The sequence below is a fragment of the Collinsella sp. AF04-24 genome, from assembly GCF_003465685.1.
GTDB lineage: Bacteria > Actinomycetota > Coriobacteriia > Coriobacteriales > Coriobacteriaceae > Collinsella > Collinsella aerofaciens_AP.
Genome location: NZ_QSBK01000005.1, coordinates 74,881 through 92,724 on the forward strand (window position 1 = coordinate 74,881; position 17,844 = coordinate 92,724).

At 62.0% G+C, this 17,844-nt stretch carries 15 protein-coding genes and 2 tRNA genes; 9 read left to right on the forward strand and 8 right to left on the reverse strand.

What is annotated here, in order from left to right:
- Positions 1-49: 49 nt before the first annotated feature.
- The 5 genes from DWV32_RS03050 to DWV32_RS03070 all read right to left on the reverse strand — a co-directional run bounded on the left by DWV32_RS03050 (position 50) and on the right by DWV32_RS03070 (position 6,132).
- Positions 50-1,354 carry a tetratricopeptide repeat protein gene (locus DWV32_RS03050; protein WP_231500813.1) on the reverse strand — a complete coding sequence of 435 codons (1,305 nt, stop codon included), beginning with the start codon at positions 1,352-1,354 and terminating at the stop codon, positions 50-52.
- Between the two features lie 11 nt (positions 1,355-1,365).
- Complete coding sequence (locus DWV32_RS03055) at positions 1,366-1,908, reverse strand: peptidylprolyl isomerase (RefSeq protein WP_055249980.1); 543 nt, start codon at positions 1,906-1,908, stop codon at positions 1,366-1,368.
- A gap of 107 nt (positions 1,909-2,015) precedes the next feature.
- Entirely contained in the window at positions 2,016-3,158 is a 1,143-nt protein-coding gene (locus tag DWV32_RS03060; protein ID WP_158566032.1) for a zinc ribbon domain-containing protein, read from the reverse strand.
- A 103-nt stretch (positions 3,159-3,261) separates the two neighbouring features.
- Entirely contained in the window at positions 3,262-5,979 is a 2,718-nt protein-coding gene (locus tag DWV32_RS03065; protein WP_117757146.1) for an HAD-IC family P-type ATPase, read from the reverse strand.
- 76 nt (positions 5,980-6,055) lie between these two features.
- Positions 6,056-6,132: transfer RNA gene (locus DWV32_RS03070), tRNA-Arg, on the reverse strand.
- Between the two features lie 210 nt (positions 6,133-6,342).
- Here DWV32_RS03070 and aroF point away from each other — a divergent pair.
- The 8 genes from aroF to aroQ all read left to right on the forward strand — a co-directional run bounded on the left by aroF (position 6,343) and on the right by aroQ (position 14,783).
- The gene (aroF, locus tag DWV32_RS03075; protein WP_117757147.1) at positions 6,343-7,368 is read left to right on the forward strand and encodes a 3-deoxy-7-phosphoheptulonate synthase; all 1,026 of its coding nucleotides are present in this window, start codon (positions 6,343-6,345) and stop codon (positions 7,366-7,368) included.
- A 3-nt stretch (positions 7,369-7,371) separates the two neighbouring features.
- Positions 7,372-8,286 (forward strand): prephenate dehydrogenase/arogenate dehydrogenase family protein, encoded by a 915-nt coding sequence (locus DWV32_RS03080; protein ID WP_117757148.1) that lies wholly within the window; start codon positions 7,372-7,374, stop codon positions 8,284-8,286.
- Positions 8,287-8,322: 36 nt separating this feature from the next.
- The gene (gene aroB, locus DWV32_RS03085) at positions 8,323-9,429 is read left to right on the forward strand and encodes a 3-dehydroquinate synthase (protein ID WP_117757149.1); all 1,107 of its coding nucleotides are present in this window, start codon (positions 8,323-8,325) and stop codon (positions 9,427-9,429) included.
- Complete coding sequence (gene aroA, locus DWV32_RS03090) at positions 9,423-10,742, forward strand: 3-phosphoshikimate 1-carboxyvinyltransferase (RefSeq protein WP_117757150.1); 1,320 nt, start codon at positions 9,423-9,425, stop codon at positions 10,740-10,742. Before aroB ends, aroA begins: the two co-directional genes overlap by 7 nt.
- Before the next feature lies 1 nt (position 10,743).
- A complete protein-coding gene (gene aroC / locus DWV32_RS03095; protein WP_117757151.1) occupies positions 10,744-11,841 on the forward strand; it encodes a chorismate synthase in 1,098 nt (365 codons plus the stop codon).
- A 43-nt stretch (positions 11,842-11,884) separates the two neighbouring features.
- Complete coding sequence (pheA, locus tag DWV32_RS03100) at positions 11,885-13,030, forward strand: prephenate dehydratase (protein WP_117757152.1); 1,146 nt, start codon at positions 11,885-11,887, stop codon at positions 13,028-13,030.
- Positions 13,031-14,281: a shikimate kinase gene (locus tag DWV32_RS03105; protein WP_117757153.1), complete on the forward strand. Its 1,251-nt coding sequence runs from the start codon at positions 13,031-13,033 to the stop codon at positions 14,279-14,281. It abuts the gene before it with no gap.
- Between the two features lie 64 nt (positions 14,282-14,345).
- Positions 14,346-14,783, forward strand: a complete 438-nt coding sequence (aroQ, locus tag DWV32_RS03110) for a type II 3-dehydroquinate dehydratase (RefSeq protein WP_117757154.1) — start codon at positions 14,346-14,348, stop codon at positions 14,781-14,783.
- 104 nt (positions 14,784-14,887) lie between these two features.
- Here aroQ and DWV32_RS03115 read toward each other — a convergent pair.
- From DWV32_RS03115 to DWV32_RS03125, 3 genes are all read right to left on the reverse strand, one after another.
- Positions 14,888-14,964, reverse strand: a tRNA-Arg gene (locus DWV32_RS03115).
- Between the two features lie 54 nt (positions 14,965-15,018).
- Positions 15,019-15,786 carry an ABC transporter ATP-binding protein gene (locus DWV32_RS03120; RefSeq protein ID WP_006236046.1) on the reverse strand — a complete coding sequence of 256 codons (768 nt, stop codon included), beginning with the start codon at positions 15,784-15,786 and terminating at the stop codon, positions 15,019-15,021.
- Between the two features lie 11 nt (positions 15,787-15,797).
- On the reverse strand, positions 15,798-16,643 hold the full coding sequence (locus tag DWV32_RS03125) for an ABC transporter permease (RefSeq protein ID WP_233540382.1): 846 nt from the start codon (positions 16,641-16,643) through the stop codon (positions 15,798-15,800).
- 160 nt (positions 16,644-16,803) lie between these two features.
- On the opposite strand from DWV32_RS03125, the gene DWV32_RS03130 reads away from it, so the two are divergent.
- On the forward strand, positions 16,804-17,775 hold the full coding sequence (locus DWV32_RS03130) for a glycosyltransferase family 2 protein (RefSeq protein WP_117757155.1): 972 nt from the start codon (positions 16,804-16,806) through the stop codon (positions 17,773-17,775).
- Positions 17,776-17,844: the final 69 nt, after the last annotated feature.

A 17,844-nucleotide genomic window follows, 5' to 3' on the forward strand; every position in this document is an offset into this window, starting at 1 on the left:
CGCCTCACTTGCGGTGAAGCGCCGGGCAAAGCTAAATCCCATAAGGTCACTACTGGTTGTCAGCAGCCGAGAAATCCATATCAAGCGAAGAAACGGCCCAGCCGATATGGTTGTCGGAGCGCACGAATTTGACGGTGTACTCCTGCTCGCCGCCCTTGGACAGCGATGCCTTCACCTTGGCGGTCGTCTCGGTCATGGACTGATCCATGCCCTCGACGGACACGGTGGCACCCTGCGGAATCGAGGAGATGATCATCGACTTAGCGTCCTCGGACAGGCTCGAGGCCAGGCAAGACTCGGCCTTTGCGGCGTCACCGTCGCCGGCAGCCTGGAACAGATCGGTAACGACAGACTCCTGAGACGGGAAGCCAAAGCCGCGCGTGTAGGCAAAGCCCAGACCGCCCGCGGCGATCAAAATAAGCAGAAGCAGAACGATGAAGACTTTAAGACCCGTATGGCGATGGCGACGACGGACCTTGGCCTGCTTACGATCCTGACGGTCCTGCTGGACCATCTCGGACTCGGACAGCGTAAAGAAGCCGGTGTCCGAGGGATCGGGCATAAACTGACCGGTCGCGCCCGTAGGATCGAGAGGATCGACGGCAGGAGCGTCCATCGCGGGCGCCGGAGCCGTGGCCATAGCCGTCTGGGCAGACAGCGCGGCAAGCGAATCGTGCACGCGGGCAAGCTCATCGGCCTGCTCGGAGGTGAGCTGGTAGATGCCATCGGCAGTAGCGGCGTTAAAGGCATCGAGTGCGTCGGAGGGGCGGCCGGCGGCAGAAAGCGCCTGACCCATGCCGGCGTTGAGCGCACGCGTGTCGTCGCGGGGGCCGGCAAAGTCGATAGCCGTGCGGTAAGTCTCCACGGCATCCGCCGGACGGCCGAGCTTAATGAAGCAACGACCGAGCTCGCCGAGTGCGGCGGCAGGAGCCGGATTGGCGCCATCGATGGCAGCCTGACGGAAGGCGGTTCCCGCGTTGGCATAGTCGCCCGACTGGAACAGCGCATTGCCCAGGCCCAGATAGGCCTTGAACGGCGTGGCATAGGAAGCATCCTGCGTAGCAGCAGAGAACGCCTGAGCGGCCGTCGTGTAGTCGCCCACGGCGGCAAGCGCCTTGCCGCGGTTGGTGAGCAGCGCGCCGCGCTTGCCGTAGGTGCCGTCGTTGAGGGCGGCGGCATAGGCCTCGGCGGCCTCGGCATACATGCCCAGGTGCATCAAGGCGTTGCCACGAAGGTGATCGGCCTCGCCCATAATCTCATCGGGAGTCTTTGCCGCCCCAAGCATCTGGGCTGCAGCGGAAAAATCACCCGCGCGGTAAGCGGCGCGGCCCTGTTGGATCAGCTGGCTATTCAAGGAAGTCCCCTTTACTCGTGAACGATCTCGACATGGACGATCTCGTCGCCGGCACGCAGCTGCGAAATCACATCGAGACCCTCGACCGTGGTACCAAAGACGGTGTAACCGGAATCGAGGTTATGCTGGGCACCCAGGCAGAAGTAGAACTGCGAACCCGCGGAATCGGGGTCCATGGAGCGTGCCATGGCAAGGGCGCCATCGACATGGCTGTTGCGCGGATTGGTGGCAAACTCGCCCTTGATGCAGTAGCCGGGGCCACCGGTACCGGGCATGCCGTCGGGGCCCTCAAGACCGGCGGCGACGTCGGCGCCGGACATGTCGCGGGTATTGGGGTCGCCACCTTGGATAACAAAACCGGGCACATAGCGATGGAACTTAAGGCCATCATAGAAACCCATCGTGGAAAGCTCGCAGAAGTTCGCGACATGAATGGGAGCGCCCTCGCCGTCAAACTTGACCTTGATGGTACCCTTCGACGTCTCGATTACGGCGCACTCGTCGCCGACAAGCTGATACTCGGGCGTGTAGAGCTCTTTCTTAAAACCAAACATGTGGTTCCTTCCTCGTGCGTTTAAAGCATATTTGTACGAATTGTAGCAATAAGCACGGGCTTACATCAATTGCGCACGTAGGTTATGCCGACTATGGCGAACTAATTTTAGGAACGCTGCTGCGGCTTCCAGGAACCCACATTGGCGTCGTACTGGTTCAGCGCGCTGTTGCCGCCCTGCGCGATGGGCGCCAGGATCTCGCTTTGGTGGGAACTCATCGACTCGCCATCGGGAATGGCCAGCGAGATATCCCAGCTCTGGCAGATCACGTCGACGCGCTCATACATCCACTCGGCAAGCTGCTTTAAGTGGGCGATGTCATCCGCATAGACCGTATCGTCCTGTACTTTCAGGTTGTTAAGCTCATCTTGCGTCTTTTTTATCTGATCACGCAGGGCGTAGGCACTCTGCGACAGCTCCTGACGGGTGGACAGCGGCGTTCGGAGATAGCCGTTGTTAAAGGAATCGATGACCTCGCCGATCTGATCCTCGTCAGCATAGGACACGATGGTCTGATACAGACCGTCGAGCCTGGTATAGAGCTGATCATCGGTGAGCACGGTTTCTTCCTGGACCACCTCGGCAGAATCGTCCTGCTTGGTATCGTCCTCAGTGGCCTCGCCCTTTTGACGCGTGGGGAAGGTCGTCTGCGCGGCCTGGCCAAACTGGTCGTAGAAGCCAGGCATGACACCCATAGGATCGGCCGTCACGAACCAATAGGCACCGCCGCAAACGACGGCAAGGACCGCGATGATAATGAGCGGCTTGGGGATATGACGCTTGTGCTTGTGATAGGCGTCCTCGTCGGGATGCACCTTGCGCTTGGGTTTTTGAGCATCGTCATGCAGGGAAACGGGCGTGGGAATATCGACCTTGGGGATACCGAAATCCTTATCGAAAGCTGGCAGCACGCAGGTCTCATTGGGGTCGGCGGCGTCCGAAAGCACCGCAGCGGCAGAGGCCGGCGCATGCGGCACCTCGGTATCGATCTGCTCTTGCGTTAGGCGCGGAAAGCCCGCCGTGCGGCCCGCTGCCAGGTCGGATGCGGCCGCGTCCTCGGAGAGGATACCCGGAGCGGGGCGTCCGCATTTGGGGCACGTGCGATCATGCGGAGAAAGACGGGCACCGCAGCCCTCACAGAACACGAACTCGGTGTGCTCCAGACCGTCGCCCGGACCCACATAGGCGTTGCAGTAGGGGCAGAACGAGGCGCCGTCCTCGATAGTCTTAAGGCAATGCGGGCAGATCACGGCATCCTCTTTTCGAAGCAATTCAAACGATCGAGGTTAGAGCATAACATCGCCACGGCCCCACAGGAGCAAGGCACCAATTCAACATCGCCAGGGCGCGTAGTTATTTCTTCTTTTTGCTTGGCATCGAGACTTTGATGCCTTGGGCGGACTTGGTCACGCGGGAGCGCTTGACTCCGGTACTCTTCTTTTTCTTGGGCTGGGCCTGGGCCACGCCCTCGAGTGCGCGGGCCTCGGCCTCACGAACGGTGCGAGCTTCGCGGCGCTGCGCCATGTCGGCGGCGACGCGCTTGGCAAAACGCTCGGCCGTCGAACCCGTCGAGCTCACCTTGCCGCCACCGCGACCCAAGCGGACGCGCACACCGCGGCCAAAACCAGTTGCGGCATGACGACGACGCGGCTTGAGCGAATCCATCATCGTGGCGAGCTTAAAGAACACCGAGCAGGTGATGACCACGATGACAGCCAAGATAACCATCTGGCCCATCGACAGGTTGGCAATAGACAGCAGCTTCGGGAATCCGATAACGCCCGTCAGGATGCCGGCAACTACAAACACAAAGAGCGCCACACGTAAGGGCGTGAGGGGCTGCGAGATACGCCAGATCAGGCTGACACTCGCAGCGCACGACGTAAGTAGGCACATCGTAGACAGCGTGAGCTGGTTAAAGCCGAACACGCGCGCCATAAAGATATCGAGCGCCGCGGCCAAAATGACCGCAAGCGACGCCGGCAGTGCCCGCTTGAGCACGTTCGTCAGGAACGACCCCTTCACGCGAGCATTGTTGGGCTCCAGGCCCAACACAAAGCCCGGCGCGCCAATGCAGAAGAAGTTGATGAGCGTCATCTGAATCGGCTCGAAAGGGTACGGCGGCAGTGCGATGCACAGCGCCGCCAGGCCCATCGAGAACAGCGTCTTGGTCAAGAACAGCGAAGCCGAACGCTGCAGGTTGTTGATGGAGCGACGGCCCTCGGCCACCACAGCAGGCATCGAGGCAAAGTCGTTGTCGACGAGCACGATCTCGGCCACGTTGCGCGCGGCATCGGAGCCGGCCGCCATGGCGACGGAGCAGTCGGCCTCCTTGAGCGCCAGCACGTCGTTGACGCCGTCGCCCGTCATGGCCACGGTGTGCTCGCGGCGCTTGAGTGCCTGCACGAGCTCGCGCTTCTGCTGCGGGGTCACACGACCAAAAACATGGTAGCGGTCCACTGCGGCATCGAGCTTGGCCGGCGTATCGAGCGTCGTGGCGTCCACATAAGCGTCCGCCCCCGGCACGCCCACCACGCGCGCGATCGACGACACCGTACGCGGGTCGTCGCCACTGATCACGTTAAGGGTCACGCCCTGCTCGTTAAAGTAGCCGATGGTCTCGGCCGCCGAGGTACGAATCTCGTCGCGGATGGTCACAAAGCCCACGGGCTCGGCCTCGCCCACCATATCGCCATCGGGCGTAAAGCCGTCCACGCGCGCCACCACGAGCACGCGGCAGGTATCGGCAAGCTCGGCGACACGGTTCTCGACCTGGGCAAACGCACGATCAGAGAGCACAAACTGCGCCGCACCCATCACATAGGAGCCCTGCGCAAACGAGGCACCACTCCACTTTTTGGAGGACGAGAACGGAATGACCGACAGCGGCTCAGACACCTCGACCGGGCGATCGGCGTAATAGTTGAGCAGCGCCTGGCAGGTCTCGTTGGCATCGGCCGAGGTCGCACGCGCCACGTTAGCCAGCGCAAAATCGAGCACCGTGGTATCGACGGGAACGGCGGCGTCGCTCTCCCCCACACCCATACCCTCGACCGGTAGCGGATAGGTACCCTCGACCTCCATGCGACCCGACGTGATGGTGCCCGTCTTGTCCAGGCACAGCACGTCGACGCGAGCGAGCGTCTCGATGCAGTAAAGCTGCTGCGCCAGCACCTTGCGGCGGGCCAGGCGCACCGTGGCGATGGCGAGCACCGACGAGGTCAGCAGCACCAGGCCTTGCGGGATCATGCCCAGCAGGGCGCCCACCGTGGACAGCAGCGCCGACGAAGGCACATGACCAGCCAACAGCTCGGAGAAGCACCACGAAAGCGCGCTATCGCCCGGGGTTCCCGCGGCATCCCACAGCTCGCTCACACTCGAGGCAAACAACGCCAAACCGAGCGGGATCATGATGATGCTCGCAAAGCGCACGATGGCGTTAAGCCCGTTCATGATCTCGGAATTGACCTTTTTGACGTACTTCGCCTCGTTATTAATTTTGGCCACGTAGTTGTCGGCGCCGACATGGATCACGCGGGCGCGCAGCAAGCCCGAGTCGATAAAGCTGCCGCTCATGAGCTCGGAACCGGGCTGTTTCTTAATGAGGTCGCTCTCACCCGTCAGCAGGCTCTCGTTCACGAGCGCCTCGCCCGAAACCACCACGGCGTCAGCGGGAATCTGGTCGCCGCGCCCCAGGCGGATGATATCGTCGAGCACGATCTGGTCCAGGTCGAGCTCCACCTCGGCGCCGTCGCGCACCGCAATGGCCTTCTTGGAGGTCAGCAGCGTGAGCTTATCGACCATCTTCTTGGAACGCATGGACTGGATGACGCCAATAGCAGTATTGAGGAACACTACGAACAGGAACGTCAGATTCTTAAACGAACCGGTCAAAATGACTAGGAACGCCAAAATCACGTTGATCAAATTGAACAGCGTGCAGAGGTTCTCGATGATGAGCTCTTTGACCGACTTGGTCTTGAGCTCCATGTTGCGGTTGATCTTACCGGCGGCGATGCGCTCCTCGACCTCGGCGGTCGAGAGTCCGCGCTCGATATCCGTTGCTGCCATACCACGTCCCATCACGTCGCGTCGGTATAAGAAAAACCGCCCGGACCATGCGAGGTTCGGACGGTCTCACGTTCGATGGTGCCCCATGTTGGATTCGAACCAACGGCCTTCTGCTCCGGAGGCAGACGCTCTAATCCCCTGAGCTAATAGGGCCAACGTTTGGCATTATACCCAAGTGCACCACGGGCTATCAAAATAAAAGAAAAAGAAAAAGCTTTGCAATTCCGGGGAAGACGCGGCGCAACGGCTCACTTTAGAAGGCAAAAGCGAATCAGATAGTATAAACTCTCATGCACCATATATACACGGCTCGCGATGCGGGCCGTTTTTGCAAGGGTTATCCATCGAGGTGAGAGGCACACCATGATTGCAATTTTAAAGCAGAGCGCCAGCGACGAGGCCGTCAGCCATATCGTCAGCTGGATTGAGAAAAAGGGCCTGAAGACCGACGTCTCGCGCGGCGAGAACGAGACGATCATCGGCCTGGTGGGCGATACGACCAAGATCGACCCATTCCTGCTCGAGTCCATGGACGTCGTCGAGCGCGTGCAGCGCGTCTCCGAGCCGTTCAAGCGCGCCAACCGCAAGTTCCACCCCGAGGACTCCGTCATCGACTGCGGCCACGGCGTACATGTAGGCGGCGATCAGTTCCAAGTCATCGCCGGCCCGTGCTCCGTCGAGGGCGAGAACCTCATCCGCATCGCCCGCCGCGTGAAGGCAGCCGGCGCCACGATGCTGCGCGGCGGCGCCTACAAGCCCCGCACTTCCCCGTACGCCTACCAGGGCATGGGCCCCGCCGGTCTGGACCTGCTGTGCGAGGCATCCGCCGAGCTCGACATGCCGATCGTCACCGAGATCATGGACCCGCGCGACGTGCAGGTCTTCCTCGACAAGAAGATTGACGTCATGCAGATTGGCGCTCGCAACGCCCAGAATTTCCCCCTGCTCAAGGAGGTCGGCAAGACGCAGACCCCGGTTCTGCTCAAGCGCGGCATGTCCGGCACCGTCGACGAGCTGCTCATGGCTGCCGAGTACATCATGAGCGAGGGCAACGACAACGTCATCCTGTGTGAGCGCGGTATCCGCACCTTCGAGACCCGCACCCGCAACACCTTCGACCTCAACGCCGTGCCGGTGCTCCACCACCTGTCGCACCTGCCCGTCGTTGCCGACCCCAGCCACGCCACCGGCTACACCCGCTACGTTGAGCCTATGGCGCTCGCGGCGACCGCCTGCGGCGCCAACGGTCTGGAGATCGAGGTCCACGACGACCCGAGCCATGCTTGGTCCGACGGCGCTCAGGCCCTCACCCCCGACCAGTTCGACGACACCATGCGCCGCATCCGCGCCATCCGCGAGGTCGTCTGCCAAGAGACCGTTCAGGAGTAGCCCATGGGCACGGTGAGAAACGCACGCGTTAACCAGGGTGGCCCCAAGTGCGCCGGCATCGTGGGCCTGGGCCTCATCGGCGGCAGTTTTGCCCGCGGCTATGCGCAGGCGGGCGTCCGTGTGCTGGCCTGGGACCCCGATGACGACGTCATGACGGCCGCCAGCATGGGCACCGTTGCCGGCGAGCTCAACGACGAGACGCTCGGCGAGTGCGACATCATCGTCCTGGCATGCTACCCCGAGGCCTGCATCGAGTGGCTCGAGGAGCACGCCCAGGCACTCGCCGACGCCACCGACACCGAGGCCATCATGGGCCCCGTGGTGATCGACACCGTAGGCGTCAAGGGCATCGTGTGCGAGCGCGCCTTTGAGCTTGCCCGCGAGCACGGTTTTTACTTTGTGGGCGCGCACCCCATGGCGGGCACGCAGTTCTCGGGCTACGCGCATTCCCGCGCCGACCTGTTCCAGGACGCACCGCTCGTGCTTGTACCGCCCGCAGTGGACGACGCACTCAAGCTGGAGCTTTTGGGCCAGGTGCGCGAGATGGTACGTCCCCTGGGCTTTGGCAAGTTCAGCGTAACGAGCGCCGCCGAGCACGACCGCGTCATCGCCTTTACGAGCCAGCTCGCGCACGTCGTCTCCAACGCCTATGTTAAGAGCCCGACCGCTCAGGTCCACCACGGCTTTTCGGCCGGCAGCTACCGCGACCTCACCCGCGTGGCACACCTCAATCCTCAGATGTGGTCCGAGCTCATGATCGACGACGCCGATGCGCTCGCCTTCGAGATCGACCATCTGATCGAATCGCTTGGCGCCTACAGCCGCGCCCTTAAGGACCGCGACCAGCGCTATCTGGAGAATCTCCTTGCCGAGGGCGACCGCATTAAGCGCGCGCTCGACGACGAGGCCTCCCACTAGACCACCCATCACGCCAGGTCGAAAGGACCGAAGCTTATGGCGATTACTATCGATATCGACACCGCACGCCCCTACCAGGTGCATGTGGGCACGTTTTTGCTGGAGCAGGCAGGTCCGCTCGTCCGCACCACCGCCGGCGGCACCCGCGCCGTCATCGTGACGGACACCAACGTGGGCCCGCTCTATCAGATGCCCGTTAAGCAGAGCCTGGAGGCGTCAGGCTACGAGGTGAGCATCTGCACCTTCGAAGCCGGCGAGGCCCATAAGCGCGCCGAAACCTATGTTGCCATTTTGGAGTTTGTGGCCGAGCACGAGCTTTCGCGCTCCGACGTGATCGTGGCACTCGGCGGCGGTGTCGTGGGCGACGTGGCGGGCTTTGTGGCCGCCACCTACATGCGCGGCTGCAAGTTTGTGCAGATCCCGACGAGCCTGCTCGCCATGGTGGATTCGTCGGTGGGCGGCAAGACCGCCATCGACCTGGCTGCCGGCAAGAACTTGGCCGGCGCCTTTTGGCAGCCAAGCGTGGTTATCGCCGACGTGGGATGCCTGGCGACCCTCACGCCCGAGCAGTTCGCTGACGGCTGCGGCGAGGTCGTCAAGCACGCCGTGATCGCCGACCCGGAGCTCTTCGCCGAGCTGGAGAAGACCCCGCTCACGCTGGAGCTGCTCAACCGCGACGTGGCCCGCGTAGCGCTCATCATCGCCCGCAATATCGACATCAAGCGCGCCGTGGTCGTCGCCGACGAGCGCGAAACCAACCAGCGCAAGCTCCTCAACTTTGGACACAGCGCCGGACACGCCGTCGAGGCCTGCGAGCACTTTGAGCTCGGACACGGCAACTGTGTGTCGATCGGCATGGGCATCATCACGCGCGCCGCGGCCCTGCACGGCGTTTGCGATGCCGCACTGCCCGGTCGTATTGAGGAACTCTGCGCCCGCCATGGCCTCAAGACCCGCTGCGACCTAGATGCCGATGCCGTCTTTGCCGAGGCGCTCCACGACAAGAAGCGCGCGGGCGACACCATCGACCTGGTGATTCCGCACGGCATTGGCCGCTGCAGCATCGACCGCACGCCACTTTCCACTTTCCACGAACTCATTGCCGAGGGCCTCGGCCAGAAGGGAGACGCATCCGCATGCTAGCCCGCATCACCCCGTCCCCGCTTAAGGGCACCGTTCCCGCCATCGCGTCCAAGTCGATGGCGCATCGCCTCATCATCTGCGCTGCGCTTGCCAACGGCGAGACGCACGTCACCTGCAACACCACCTGCGCCGACATCGAGGCCACGGTGCGCTGCCTTACGGCACTGGGTGCTCGCATCGAGACCGTCGAGGACGGCTTCCAGGTCCACCCCACCATGAAGAGTGTTGAGTTTGGCCTGCTCAAGGCCCTTGCCGGCGGCACGCTTGACTGCGGTGAAAGTGGCTCCACGCTGCGCTTTATGCTGCCTGTCGCCTGCGCGCTGGGTGCGGATGCCACCTTCGTAGGCCAGGGCCGCCTGGGCGCCCGCCCGCTCTCCCCGCTCTCGGACGAGATCATCGCCGCCGGCTGCGACCTACAGGGTCTGGGCGGTTTTCCGCTCAAGACGAGCGGCCGCATGCGCCCGGGCACCTTTGTGCTTCCGGGCAACGTGAGCTCGCAGTACATCTCGGGCCTGCTGCTGGCAGCCCCGCTGCTGGCCCAGCCCTCCTGCGTGCAGGTAACCGGCCTCATCGAGAGCCGCCCCTACATCAACCTGACGATACAGGCCATGAAGGCCTTTGGCGTCGAGGTCAACGTCGAGCGCATTCCGGCCAAGGACGGCCAGCCCGAGGTCACGAACTTCCGCGTGAGCAGCGGCTCGTACCGCACGCCCGGCAGCGTAGCCGTCGAGGGCGACTGGTCCAACGCCGCCTTTTGGCTGTGCGCCGGTGCCATCGGCACCGACCCAATCACCGTCGAGGGCGTGTCACTGAGCTCCGCACAGGGCGACCGTAACGTGCTTGCCGCGCTTTCGCGCTTTGGCGCCCGCATCGTGCGCTCCACCAACGCCGCCACCGTGCAGTCCGACAAGCTCGCCGGCTTTGAGATGAGTGCCCACGACATTCCGGACCTGGTGCCCGTCATCTCGGCCGTGGCCTCGCTGGCACAGGGCCGCACCTTTATTCGCGATTGCGCCCGTCTGCGCATCAAGGAATCCGACCGTCTGGTCACCACCACCCGCGAGCTCACCGCGCTGGGCGCGCAGGTGCGCATTGCCGGCGATGACCTCATCATCAAGGGTGTCGATGCCTTCACCGGCGGCGAGGTCGATTCGCACAACGACCATCGCATCGCCATGATGGCCGCTATCGCCGCGAGCCGCGCCACCGGCGAGGTCGTGATCCACGGCGCCGAGGCCGTCAACAAGTCCTATCCCGATTTCTTCGACCACTACCGCCTGCTGGGCGGCAAGGTCACACTCGAGGAGGAATAGCATGTCCTCGACCTTTGGCAACGTCTTGCACTTAAGCATCTTCGGCCAGTCGCACTCCCCCGCCATCGGCTGCTCACTCGATGGCATTCCGGCGGGCATCGCCGTGGACCAGGAGCAGCTGCAGGCCTTCCTCGACCGTCGCGCCCCCGGTCGCGACGAGACCGCAACCAAACGCCGCGAGGCCGACGCCGCGCACATCATCGCCGGTGTTGTCGATGGACATACCACCGGCGCGCCCATCGCCGCGATTATCGAGAACACCAACACGCGCTCCAAGGATTACTCCGAGCTGCGCCGCAAGCCCCGTCCCGGACATGCGGACTTCCCTGCGCGCGTGAAGTATCACAACATGCACGATGTCGCCGGCGGCGGACACTTCTCCGGCCGCCTAACGGCACCCCTGTGCATCGCCGGCGGCATTGCGCTGCAGGCACTCGAGGCCCGCGGCATTAAAGTGATGGCGCATGTGGCGCAGATCGGCGGCATCTCCGACCTGCCGATGGACGACATAGTCTATCGCGAGGCCGACCGCAAGGCGATCCTTACGAACGATCTGCCGTGCATTGACGCCGCCGCAGCCGGCCGCATGCGCGAGGAGATCCTAGCCGCGCGCGACGAGCTTGACAGCATCGGCGGCATCGTGGAGTGCGGCATCTACGGACTTCCCGCGGGCATCGGCGACCCCATGTTCGACGGCATCGAGAACCGCATCGCGCAAATCGCGTTTGGCATTCCAGCCGTAAAGGGCGTGGAGTTTGGCATGGGCTTTGCCGTGGCCGCCATGCGCGGCAGCGAGAACAATGATCCGTATCGCATCGATGCCGAGACCGGCGAGATCGAGGTCGAGTCCAACAACGCCGGCGGCATCCTGGGCGGTATTTCGACCGGCGCGCCCGTCATGTGGCGCATGGCCGTAAAGCCGACGCCCTCAATCGGTCGCGAGCAGCAGACCGTGGACATGGACGTCATGGAAAATGCCGAGCTCTCGGTCCACGGCCGCCACGATCCCTGCATCGTCCCCAGAGCTGTCCCCGTAGCCGAGGCAGCCGCCGCCCTTGCCATCTGGGACGCCCTCCTCGAAGACGCCGCCCAGCGCTAACTACCCACCCCTCAACATCCCCCGACACGTGAAAGGGGTCTCCATGGACCTTGCTGACATCCGCCAGGCCATCGATGGCATCGACACCACGCTCCTCAACAGCTTTGTCGAGCGCATGGACATTGCCACCGAGGTCGCCAAGTCAAAAATCGAGATGGGCAAGGCCGTCTTCGACCCCGCCCGTGAGCGCTCCAAGCTCAACAACCTCGCCAGCCGCGCGCCCGAGCGCTACGAGGCGCAGACCATCACCCTGTTCCGTCTCCTCATGAGCATGAGCAAGGCCGAGCAGCAGCGCTACATCAACGAGCTCAAGGGCATCACCGTCTCGCAAAAGGCCCACGCCACGGCTGCAGCCTCCGACACGCCCTTCCCTCAAACGGCCACCGTCGCCTGCCAGGGCGTCGAGGGCGCTTACAGCCAAATCGCCGCGTGCAAGCTCTTCGACGTGCCCGACATCGCGTTTTTCGAGACCTTCGAGGGCGTCATGTGCGCCGTGCGCGACGGCTTCTGCGAGTTTGGCGTGCTGCCCATCGAGAACTCCACCGCCGGCTCGGTCAACGCCGTCTACGACCTGCTCGCCCAGTTCGACTTCCACATCGTGCGCTCGCTTCGCCTCAAAATCGACCACAGCTTGCTCGTCAAGCCCGGCACCAAGCTTGCGGACGTGCACGAGGTCTACAGCCACGGCCAGGCCATTGCCCAATGCGCCGGCTTTATCGAGGCACACGACCTGCACGCCACCAAGTACCCCAACACGGCCATGTCGGCCGAGATGGTCGCCAGCTCCGAACGCACCGACGTTGCCGCCATCGCCTCGCGCAGCTGCGCGGCGCTCTATGGTCTGGAGGTGCTGGAGCCCAATATCCAGGACTCGGACAACAACTACACGCGCTTCGTCGTCATCAGTCGCGAGCCGCGCGTCTACCCCGGCGCCAACCGTACCTCGCTCATGATCACCACGGCCAACGAACCGGGCGCCCTCTATCGCGTACTCGAGCGCTTCTACGCACTCAACATCAACCTTATCAAGCTCGAGAGCCGCCCCATCCCCGGGCGCGACTTTGAGTTTATGTTCTACTTCGATCTGGACTGTCCCTTTGGCAGCAAAGCCCTCGACGACCTGCTCGACTCGATTGACGAGGTGTGCGAGAGCTTCACCTACTTTGGCAGCTACACGGAGGTGCTCTAGATGACTGACGTCGCCACAACCCGCCCCTACGGCGTGCTGGGCCGCGTGCTGGGCCACAGCTACACCCCGACCATCTACAAGGAGCTCGCGGGGCTTGAGTACGTGCGTTTTGAGCGCGAGCCCGAGGACCTCGCGGCCTTTATGACGGGCGACGAGTGGGAAGGCACCAACGTGACCATTCCCTACAAGCGCGCCGTCATGGACTACCTGGACGAGCTGAGCCCGCTCGCCGAACGCATGGGCAACGTCAACACGATCACGCGTCTGCCCGATGGCCGTCTGCGCGGCGACAACACCGACTACTTCGGTTTCCAGTGCCTGGTCGAGGAGCTGGGCGTTGAGGTTGCCGGGAAGAAGGCCCTCGTACTCGGTGCCACCGGTGGCGCCGGCACCACTGCCAGCATGGTGCTCGGCGACCTGGGCGCCATCGTCGTGCCGGTCGGCCGCACGAGCGAAGTCAACTACGACAACATCGCGCAGCAGTCCGACGCCGCACTGCTCGTCAACTGCACGCCCGCCGGCATGTTCCCCCACTGTCCCGATGCCCCCTGCACGCTCGAGGGGCTCGATGCGCTCGAGGGCGTCATCGACATTGTCTACAACCCTGCACGCACGGGCCTGATGCTCGAGGCCGAGCGCCGCAGCATCCCCTGCATCGGCGGCCTGCTGATGCTCGTGGCCCAGGCGGCGCAAGCCGTTGAGCACTACACCGGCCAGGTCACTCCGCGTGAGCGCATTCTGGACGTAACGGAGCGCCTGTCACGCCGCGAACAGAACATCGCGCTGATCGGCATGCCGGGCTCGGGCAAGACCCGTGTGGGCGAGCAGATTGCCTTACTCACGGGGCGAGAGCACATCGACCTGGACCGCGCCCTCGAGGAACGCCTGGGCATGCCCTGTGCCGACTTTATCGTCGAGCGCGGCGAGGCGGCCTTCCGCGAGCAGGAGACAGCGGCACTGGCCGATATCTCCAAGCGCAGCGGCCTGGTGCTTTCCACCGGCGGCGGCGTGGTCACGCGCGACGAGAACTACCCGCTGCTGCACCAGAACAGCCAGATTGTGATGCTCAACCGCAAGCTCGACGAACTCGCCCACAAGGGCCGCCCCATCACCGCGCGTGACGGCATCGATAAGCTGGCCGAACAGCGCATGCCGCGCTACCGCGCCTGGGCCGACTACATCATCGACTCGCGCGATTGCGCCGCCAACACCGCCCAAGCCCTCCTCGACACCCTCCCACCCGCTCTCTAACCAAAACCACCACAAAGGGGACAGGCGCCTTTGTGGTGGTTTTCCAATCGCAAAGGAAGCAACCATGGAAGCACTCGTCATCAACGGCCCCAACCTCAACATGCTCGGCATTCGCGAGCCGGGCATCTATGGTAGCGACAACTACGACCGCTTAGTGCAGATCTGCCAGGAAGCGGGCGCCGCACAAGGCTTCGACAAGGTCGAGGTCTTCCAGTCTAACCACGAAGGCAGCATCGTCGACAAGATCCAGGAGGCCTACGGCAAGGTCGACGGCATCGTCATCAACCCGGCGGCTTACACGCACACGAGCGTGGCGATCCTCGACGCGCTCAAAGCCGTCGCCATCCCCGCCGTCGAGGTCCACATCAGCGCTGTCGAGACCCGCGAGGACTTCCGCCAGGTGAGCTACGCCCGCCTGGCCTGCTTCGCCACCATCACCGGCGAAGGCCTCCAAGGCTACGCCCACGCGTTGGAGCTGCTGAGGGAGCGTATCGAAAAGTAAAATGCCAACCCCAACAAACAGCAGCGGCTTGCTCGCGCTCGGCTCCAGCAGCACACAAGATGAAAAAAGCCCAGACCACCAAGCGGTCCGGGCTTAATAAACGATGGTGCTCCATGGCGGATTCGAACCGTCGACCTTGGGATTAGAAGTCCCCTGCTCTATCCAACTGAGCTAATGGAGCAAATAACCGCACGCCCAAGCAAGCGTAAGCCTGTCAGGCGCAAGTAATTATAACCTAGTTGAACTGCTCGCGGTACGCCTTGCAGACCTCATCGACCGGGCCGTCCATGCGAAGGTCACCCTTCTCAATCCAAACGGCACGCTGGCAGATGCGCTCAACCTGCTCCATGGAGTGCGAAACGAACAGAACCGTCACATCGCCGCTCTGGATAAAGTGCTGGATGCGGGCCTCGCACTTCTGCTGGAAGAACACGTCACCGACGGACAGCGTCTCGTCAACGATCAGAATATCGGGCTCGGTAATCGTCGCGATTGCAAAGGCGATACGCGCCACCATGCCCGAGGAGAAGTTCTTAAGCGGCATATCGACAAAGTTCTGCAGCTCAGCGAACTCGATAATGCCGTCAAAGTTGGCGTCGATGAACTCCTTGGTATAGCCGAGCAGGGCGCCGTTCAGATAGATGTTCTCGCGGGCGGTCAGCTCGGGGTCAAAGCCGGCGCCAAGCTCAATCAGCGGCGCGATGTTACCGTGCACCTTAACGCTGCCCTCGCTAGGCTCAAGCACGCCAGCGATAATCTTGAGCATCGTAGACTTGCCGGAACCATTGGTGCCGACCAGACCCACGACCTCGCCGCGATGAATATCAAACGAGATGTGCTTAAGCGCCCTAAACTCCTCAAAGAACAGCTCGTGCTTGGCAAGCTTAATGAAGTACTCCTTGAGGTTGGTCAGCGACTCGGACGCCATGTTAAAGATCATGGTGACGTCGTCGACCTCGACAGCCAGAGGCTGCTCGCTGTAATCAACAACAGATTCAGTCATCACAGCACTCCTTAGATGTAGAGGATGAACTTGCGCTCGGACTTATGGAACACGGTGTAGCCAATAGCAAGCGCAAGAACCGCCCAAGCGACGCACATACCAAACGTCAAAAGCGAGGGCGTGGTCTGGAACAGAAAGATATCGCGCATAAACTGCAGGTAGTTATACATGGGGTTCGCATAGACCAGAATGCGCACGAGATGCGGCATTTGCGCAACGAAATCGGTCGTCCAGAAAATAGGCGTGATATAAGTCCACGCCGTGATGACAACACTCCACAGATGCATGACATCGCGGAAGAAGACCGTAAGGGCGGAGAGCATCATGCCCAGGCCCATGCAGAAGCACATAAGCAGCAGCAGGCAGACCGGCAGCAGAATAAGGTGCCAAGAAGGCATAACGTGGAACCACAGCATAACGATGGCAACGGCGACCAGCGAGAAGGCAAAGTTAACCAGCGAGAAGAGCACCTTCTGTACTGGGAAGACCCAGCGGTGCACCTTAACCTTCTTGAGCAGCGGGGCAGCACCCACGATCGACGTCAGAGCCTGGTTCGTAGACTCGGACATGACGGCAAAGGTGACGTTACCCACGATCAAGTACAGCGGGTACATCTCGGGCGTAATTGAGCCATTGCGGCCCTGGGCGAAAATCGTCGAGAACACGATGGCCATGACGATCATCATCAGCAGCGGGTTGAGCACCGACCATGCGACGCCCAGAACGCTACGGCGATACTTGATCTTAAAATCCTTGGTAACCAGCTGACGAAGGATAAACGCGTCCTTCTCAAATTCGTTCTTAGCAAACGTCGCAGGCAGACTGCGAGTTTCTTGTTGCTTTGTCTGATCCGACACGGATGCAACTCCTTTACTCGTAATCGTTGACAAACGAACAGTATAGACCCGACGGCCATGCAAACGATTCGCGCAACAAAACTGGAGAACTAACCCACATCTTAGGATGCCAAGCCCAAACGGCTATACTTTCAAGGATTGAATGTATAAGGAGCATTGAGTGAATTCTGAATCCATCGCCGTCATCATCCCCTGTTACAACGAGGCAGTCACCATCGGAAAAGTCATCGACGACTTTCACCGCGAGCTTCCGCAAGCGACGGTCTATGTCTATGACAACAACTCGTCGGACGATACCTCACGCATCGCTACCGAGCACGGCGCCACGGTCCGCTTTGAGCCCCGCCAGGGAAAGGGCAACGTGTGCCGCCAGATGTTTCGCGACATCGACGCCGATTGCTACCTGATGGTCGACGGCGACGACACCTATCCCGCCGAGGCGGCCAAAGCCCTCTGCGAGCCCATCCTTAACGGCACGGCCGACATGACCGTAGGCGACCGCCTTTCCAACGGCACCTATGCCGAGGAAAACAAGCGCGCATTCCACGGCTTTGGCAACAACCTAGTTCGCGCCATGATCAAGTGGATCTATGGCTACAGCTTCGATGATGTCATGACCGGCTACCGCGCCATGAGCCGCCCGTTCGTCAAAACCTTCCCCGTGCTTTCCGAGGGCTTCCAGATCGAAACCGAGCTCTCGATCCACGCCGTCGACCACCGCTGGCGCATCAAAGATGTGCCCATCGAGTACCGCGACCGTCCGGAAGGCTCCGAGTCCAAGCTCAATACCGTCAGCGACGGCATTAAAGTCGTTGCGATGATCGGCACGCTGTTCAAGGACTACCGTCCGCTCAAATTCTTCGGCCTGGTCGCGCTTCTGTTTGCGATTATCGGCCTCGCCTTGGGCATCCCCATCGTCGTCGAATATTTCCAGACCGGTCTCGTCCCCCGCTTCCCCACCGCAATGCTCGCCGCATCTTTCATGTTCCTTTGTGGCCTGAGCCTTGCGACCGGCTTCATCCTCGATTCCGTGGCAAAGGTCGAAAAAAAGCAGTGGGAGGTCAACGTGTACAGCAAATACGCCTACGACGACCAGCCCGGCCACCCTACTTCCAAGCCAAGCGAGAGGTAAATCTTCCGCAAAATACTATTGGCACCACTGCGCAGATAGCCACCAACAAGAAAAGCCGCCGTTAAAGAA